Origin of the sequence: Alteromonas sp. KUL150 (assembly GCF_009811475.1) — a bacterium.
Classification (GTDB): Bacteria; Pseudomonadota; Gammaproteobacteria; order Enterobacterales; family Alteromonadaceae; genus Alteromonas; species Alteromonas gracilis.
This window is the reverse complement of sequence record NZ_BLIJ01000077.1, coordinates 65,433-71,926: the sequence shown is the minus strand read 5'-3', so window position 1 is coordinate 71,926 and position 6,494 is coordinate 65,433. Positions and strand designations below refer to the sequence as shown.

The following is a 6,494-nucleotide window of genomic DNA, read 5'->3' as shown; positions in this document are numbered from 1 at the left end:
CTCAGACTCTGACCCCATTATTGGGAGGCGCTTTTTGCCTGCATGGTGAAGGGTACTCTGTTGGACAGCAGAAGGTAAACCATGCTGGCGATAATTAGCCCCACGAACCATGCGTAGGCGTACAGCGTATCGAAAATGGCTGGTACGCTGTCTACAAAACCAGCGGCGTGCATAAAGCCAGGAATATTAGGCAGAATACCAATAATAAGTGCAGCCACACCCGCCATGTTCCAACCGTTGTTCGCGCCATATTCGCCAGAGTGTTGAAATAGCGCATCGATGTTTAACGTCGATTTTCTTAAGATAAAATAGTCGGCGATTAGAATACCTGCAATTGGGCCAAGGAGCGCTGAATATCCCGTAAGCCATGTAAATAAATAACCACCCGCGGTTTCAAGCAGCTTCCAAGGAAAAATAGCTACACCAATTCCTGCGGTAATGTATCCGCCCATTCTGAAGCTTATTTTAGATGGTGCCATATTCGAAAACCCGTAGGCCGGAGCCACCATATTCGCAGCTAAGTTTGTGGTCAAAGTAGCAAGCGCTAATGCCGCGAGCGCAAAGACCACGCCCATGCCGCCCATTCTGCCCGCAAGGGCCACTGGGTCCCAAATAGCTTCACCGTAAATGGTTACGGTTGCCGACGTTACCGCTACGCCAATGAAGGCAAACAGTGCCATAGGTAATGGCAAGCCAATAGCTTGGCCTAACATTTGATCTTTTTGTGATTTAGCAAAGCGAGTGAAATCGGGAATATTTAATGCCATGGTTGCCCAAAAGCCCACCATAGATGTAAGACCTGCGAAAAAAGCTGACCAAAACTGCCCTTCTTTAGCGCCCCCTTCGACAAATTGAGATGGCGTAGATAACATAGCGCCAAATCCACCGGCATTGATGTATGCCCAAGCAAGAAGCGCTAAGCCCATTAAGATCAAAAATGGTGCAGCAAAAGTTTCAAGCCAGCGAATAGATTCGGTGCCGTGCTTAATAAAAACTAAGTGCATTGCCCAAAAAGCAAAGAAGCACAGAGTTTGGGTAATATCTATACCTAAAAATGGCAGCGCCTGCCCCACAAAAGCGTCGCCGCTCACGCTATTTAAAATAACGTATATCGCGCTGCCACCAACCCATGTATTGATACCAAACCACCCGCAGGCTACAAGACCGCGAGCCAGAGCAGGAATCTTCGCGCCTTTGGTACCAAAAGCACTACGTAGCAATACAGGAAAAGGTAAGCCGTATTTAGCGCCCGCATGACCAATTAACATCATTGGCACCAGTACAATAACGTTGCCTAACAGTACGGTAATCACCGCCTGGTACCAATTCATGCCTTCAGATACTAGGCCGGCAGATAAGAGGTATGTAGGTACACACACCACCATAGCGACCCATAATGCCGCATAATCTTTCCACCCCCAGGTTCTTGCTATTTTACTGGTTGGCGCTAAATCTTCGTTCCATAAATCGCCATCGTAATGGGAAGGTTTTGTCATGGGTTGATTGTTGGTGTTATCCACGATCTCTTTCCTTGTTGAGTTTGTAGTGCGCATAGTGACATTTAACAAACATTGCTTATTGATAAAAAGTCGCTCTTCGCGAAGTCTTTTACTCACGTTTAGCTTATTAAATGCAGCGTCTTTGCCTGTAAGACTAAAAGAAAAGCAAAAACACTGCCGTTTCGCGTGCTTTGATAAAGCTATACCTACATACCGTTTTATACTTTTAGTATCTCTGCTAGCCACGCGTATTTTTTGGAGCAAGATATGGCGCTTTATTCAATAGGAATAAAGCGCATTACTACTCAAATTAAAAATTACGCCTTACCGTTACGCCATAGGTTCTTGGCTTCGCATAGGATATTTGGCTGGTCCCATAAAAGCCCGTCACGTCAAAGCCTATAAGTTCATGGTCAGAGTCAAACAGGTTATCTACGTAGGCAGCTAGACTCCATTTATCCTCAGCGTCAACCCAGGTTAAACGCGTGTCGGCCGTGGCGTAGCTATCAATTTGATGAGCGGTAAAATTACGCGCGTTGTGAAAGGTTTCTGATTGATAGCTAGCTGACAATTGCGCTGCCATATTGCCGTTAAAGGCATCCCAGTTATAGCGAAGCATGGCGGACGCCTGATATTCGGGGGTAAATGGCGGCGTAGTATCGGCAAAATAACCTGAAGCCACTTCTAAATCTTCAACCACTGCATCGGTATACGAGAAGTTAACCATTACATCTAAGCTATCTGTCGGCGTTAAAAACACTTCTAGCTCTACCCCACTAAACGAAGCCTCTTCGTTAGTTACAACGCCCGCGTTATTCACCCATGAAAACGACTGATAATCGCTGTAATCATAGTAAAATACGTTTGCATTAAATACGCCGCTTCCCTGCATAAAGCTGTGCTTTAGGCCAGCTTCGTAAGAAGTGAGCTCTTCAGGTTCATAAAAGCTAAAGCCGCCAAATAAAGGCGTATTGAAACTCCCCGCTTTCACGCCGCGATTGATACCTGCGTAATACAAACTATTACCCACGCTGTATTCCAGCTGAAGCTTTGCTGACCATAAGTTTTGATCATTACTTTGCTCTGTAAATTCTAACGAAGGGGTGCTGGTGTTAATCTCAATAATTCGGTCGTTGGTGTTCTCGTTCTGATAAACATTCCCCACAAAATCTTTGTTTTCTCGGGTGTAGCGAAGGCCACCAACTAATACCAAGTCATCAGTTAAGCTATAGTCTACTTGCCCAAATGCAGAGTAAGACTCGGTTTCAAGCGCCACTAAGGTATTATTCTCTTCACCGCCTAAGAAAAAGGTAGTGGGTGAACCCGCCAAGCCTTGGCTGTAATCAGTATCGATAGAAAGATAATAAAGCCCCCCAACCCACTTTAAATCTGCGGTTTCACCTGAGAAACGAAGCTCTTGGCTAAACTGCTCAATGGTGCTGTTAGATTGGAAAATAAGTTCTGGTGACGCAGTTTGGTCAGAATCAAGACCAACAGTTCGCTTGAACTCTTTATAATCTGACATGGCAAAGAAATCGAAGCTTTCAAAGGCATAGTCTAATGTTGCCGCCAGGCCTTTTGATTTGATTTTGTTTTGATCGTCGAAGGCGAAGTCTTTGTTAACCTTATTACCCGAACCGTCAGGGTCGAAGTTACCGTTGAAGTCACCGCCTTGTACTGGGCGGAAGGGGTCACCATTGAAATTACCATCTACGCACACGCCTGCTTGAATTGTGTCGCAGCCAAGCGGGTCGTCAGCAGCGTAAATAACGTCAATCACATTGCCGTCGGCATCTTTTATTTCGGTGGTATTCACCACTTGATACGGGCCTTCGCTTTTGGTGGTATCTGACCAGTTACCGCTTAAAAGCAACGAGCCTTCTTCGCCAATGTCAAACAGCAGCTGAGCACGGAACGCTTTAGTATCATCGTTATATCCATCTTCCCCACCGCCTACTGAACCTAAACGGGTATCGGGTGCTGCCCCGTCTTCGTAAATGTTTTCGAGTATTTCACCTTGCTGATTGGTAAACCCTGAAAAACGGCCATAAATACCATCTGCTATCTCGCCAGATATCGCCCCTTCGAAGCGATATTGTTCAAAGCGCGCTGCAGTAAATTCTGCGTAGCCTTCTGTATCGGCAGTGGGCTTTGCGGTGACCGTATTAACCAGTCCCCCTGTGGCATTTCTTCCAAATAATGTTCCCTGTGGGCCTTTAAGAATTTCGATGCGAGCGACATCAAATAAGCCAAAGGTTTGCGCTTGGGTACTGGCTAAATAGCCTCCATCTACGTATACGGCAACAGGAGCCTCAGCCAAATCAGCGTAGTCGTTTTGCACCACGCCTCGAATATTAAAAATAGCGCGCTGCCCACCAATATCCCCGGCTAACGACACGCCTGGGGTAAACGCAATAAGCTCGGTACTGCTTTCAAGGCCAAGCGCCTCTAACTGCTCTCCTGAAAAGGCGGTAATAGCGATACCCACATCGCTTATATTCTCATTGCGCTTTTGCGCGGTAACTTCAATACTTTCCCAAACATTCTCTGCAGCAAAGGCCGCTGGCGTACTTAAAGCCATAGCTACGGTTAACGCCAGCAGACGCTTGTGTGTGTTTAACGTATGCATGTTTTACTCTCGTTTATAGTTCTTTTTAACAAGCCTTGCGGCGGTGTTGTCCCGATATTTTTTTAAGAGTAACGGTCGACGTGAACTGCTTATCGATTGCCACTGGGGTGCAAACCTAAGACAGGACTGGAGAGGAACTGTCAAAGGCTTGCGGTTTTAAATTGTTATTATTGATGGCTCATGGCTGAGCCTAAATCTCTGTTCTTTTACCTGCTGCGAGCAACTATTTGCCATAAAGGCTTAATAGTTACCGTGCGTGGGCAAAGTTCTTATGGTCATTTATGGTTAATCAAGGTCAGTACGCCATGACATTAACTTGGAAATGAAAAGCTGACTCCTTCTCGTACGCCACTTGAAGGCCAACGTTGGGTAATGGTTTTGCGCTTAGTATAAAAACGCACGCCGTCAGGTCCGTATGCGTGAAGATCACCAAAAAGCGAGCGCTTCCAACCACCAAAGCTGTGATAAGACACAGGCACAGGCAGCGGTACGTTTATACCTACCATGCCCACTTGGATGTTGTCTGAGAAATAACGGGCAGCCTCGCCGTCACGGGTGAAAATACAAGTACCGTTACCGTATTCATGCTCGTCGATGAGCTGCATGGCTTGCTCCATAGTTTCAACCCGCATGACTTGCAATACAGGGCCAAAAATCTCAGCCTTGTAACTGGTCATGTCCGGCGTGACTTTATCGATAAGCGTGGCACCTAAGAAAAAGCCCGTTTCATACCCCTCTACTGTGGGGCTTCGCCCGTCAACGACTACGTTAGCACCTTGCTCAGCTGCACTTGTAATGTACCCTTCTACTTTCTCTTTGTGCTGAAGTGTAATAAGCGGGCCAAAATCGTTAGTCGCATCGTCAAATGCTCCTACTTTCAAGTCTTTCATGGCCGACTGCATCTTATCTACAATCTCATCCGCTATCTTGTCGCCCACAGCAACCACCACCGATAACGCCATACAGCGCTCCCCCGATGAACCAAAGGCTGCGCCCAACAGCTGATTAACTGCGTTATCAACGTCGGCATCAGGCATCACAATGGCGTGGTTTTTAGCGCCGCCTAAGGCTTGGCAGCGCTTGCCGTTCGCGTTTGCTTTTGAATAGATATATTCGGCAATAGGCGTTGAGCCTACAAAACTCACCGCTTTAATGCGCTCATCATCAAGTATTTGATCAACCGCTTCTTTGTCTCCATTAACAACGTTGAAAACGCCGTCAGGTAGCCCTGCATCCTTAAGGAGCTTAGCTAAGAAAATAGCGCAACTTGGATCTCGTTCAGAGGGCTTTAAAACAAAGGTGTTGCCACACACGATAGCGAGCGGAAACATCCAAAGTGGCACCATGGCAGGGAAGTTAAACGGTGTAATTCCCGCCACCACGCCAAGGGGTTGAAACTCACTCCAAGAGTCTATGCTAGGCCCAACATTTTTACTATGTTCACCTTTGAGCAACTGTGGCGCGCCACAGGCAAACTCTACATTCTCGATACCGCGCTGTAGCTCGCCAGCCGCGTCGTGGCTTATTTTTCCGTGCTCGGCTCCAATTAGCGCGATAATTTCATCAGCATGTTCTTCAAGTAAGCTTTTGAACTTAAACATAACGCGAGCGCGCTTGCTTACTGGCGTATTACGCCACTCAATAAATGCACTTTGCGCGCTGACAATGGCGTCGTTCACCGTGGCTTTTGATGCAAGTAAAACGAGCTTCTCTGCTTCCCCTGTTGCCGGGTTATAAACATCTTGCATACGCCCTTTTGGGGTACAGGTTTCACCATTTATAAAGTGGCCTACTACTTTCATTATTTGTCTAATCCTTTAGTTATGCGTCTTTGCAAGCGCTGTGATAGCCGCGTTGATAATATAAAAGCGCGTCGGCTTCTGGGTCTTGCTTGATATCTACCACTTGGCAAAAGATAACGTCGTGAGTGGCCACACTTTTAACTTCTGTAATAATACAATCGAAGCTCACGGCAGCATCAGCAAGCCTAGGGCAGCCGGTCGTAGATTCCACCCACTCGCCAATTTCGAAGCGTTCACTCATAGGCGCCTTACCACCAAAGGTGTTTGAAATTAACTGATGCTGCGAGGTTAGCGTATTGATAACTAGATGCGTGCTGTTCTTAAATACCTTATGCACAGACGCACCTCGGTTTAAACACACCAGTAAGGTCGCTGGGCTATCGCTTACGCTGCACACTGCCGTTGCTGTAAAACCAGCACGCCCTTCTGGGCCAGTTGTTGTAACGACGTTTACCGCTGCTGCTAAACTCGACATACCTTCTCGATAAGCTTCTGGAGTTACCGGGGGTAGCACTTCTGTTACTGCGTTTTTTATTGCTGTAATAGTCATACAAATATCCTTTG

The 6,494-nt window shown here is 46.7% G+C and carries 4 protein-coding genes; all 4 read right to left on the bottom strand.

The features are described from left to right. Positions 1 to 17: 17 nt before the first annotated feature. A complete protein-coding gene (locus tag GVO62_RS18295) occupies positions 18 to 1,520 on the bottom strand; it encodes an NCS1 family nucleobase:cation symporter-1 (RefSeq protein ID WP_159120471.1) in 1,503 nt (500 codons plus the stop codon). Positions 1,521 to 1,809: 289 nt separating this feature from the next. Continuing rightward, the gene (locus tag GVO62_RS18290; RefSeq protein WP_159120470.1) at positions 1,810 to 4,128 is read right to left on the bottom strand and encodes a TonB-dependent receptor; all 2,319 of its coding nucleotides are present in this window, start codon (positions 4,126 to 4,128) and stop codon (positions 1,810 to 1,812) included. A gap of 311 nt (positions 4,129 to 4,439) precedes the next feature. Beyond that, complete coding sequence (locus GVO62_RS18285) at positions 4,440 to 5,930, bottom strand: CoA-acylating methylmalonate-semialdehyde dehydrogenase (protein ID WP_159120469.1); 1,491 nt, start codon at positions 5,928 to 5,930, stop codon at positions 4,440 to 4,442. A 19-nt stretch (positions 5,931 to 5,949) separates the two neighbouring features. Beyond that, positions 5,950 to 6,480, bottom strand: coding sequence for a flavin reductase (locus tag GVO62_RS18280; protein WP_159120468.1), 531 nt, complete (start codon positions 6,478 to 6,480; stop codon positions 5,950 to 5,952). Between the last annotated feature and the right edge of the window lie 14 nt (positions 6,481 to 6,494).

Coding starts and splice junctions, on each gene's coding strand:
- GVO62_RS18285 (WP_159120469.1), bottom strand. CDS start 5,930: ATGAAAGTAGTAGGCCACTTTATAAATGGTGAAACCTGTACCCCAAAA.
- GVO62_RS18280 (WP_159120468.1), bottom strand. CDS start 6,480: ATGACTATTACAGCAATAAAAAACGCAGTAACAGAAGTGCTACCCCCG.
- GVO62_RS18290 (WP_159120470.1), bottom strand. CDS start 4,128: ATGCATACGTTAAACACACACAAGCGTCTGCTGGCGTTAACCGTAGCT.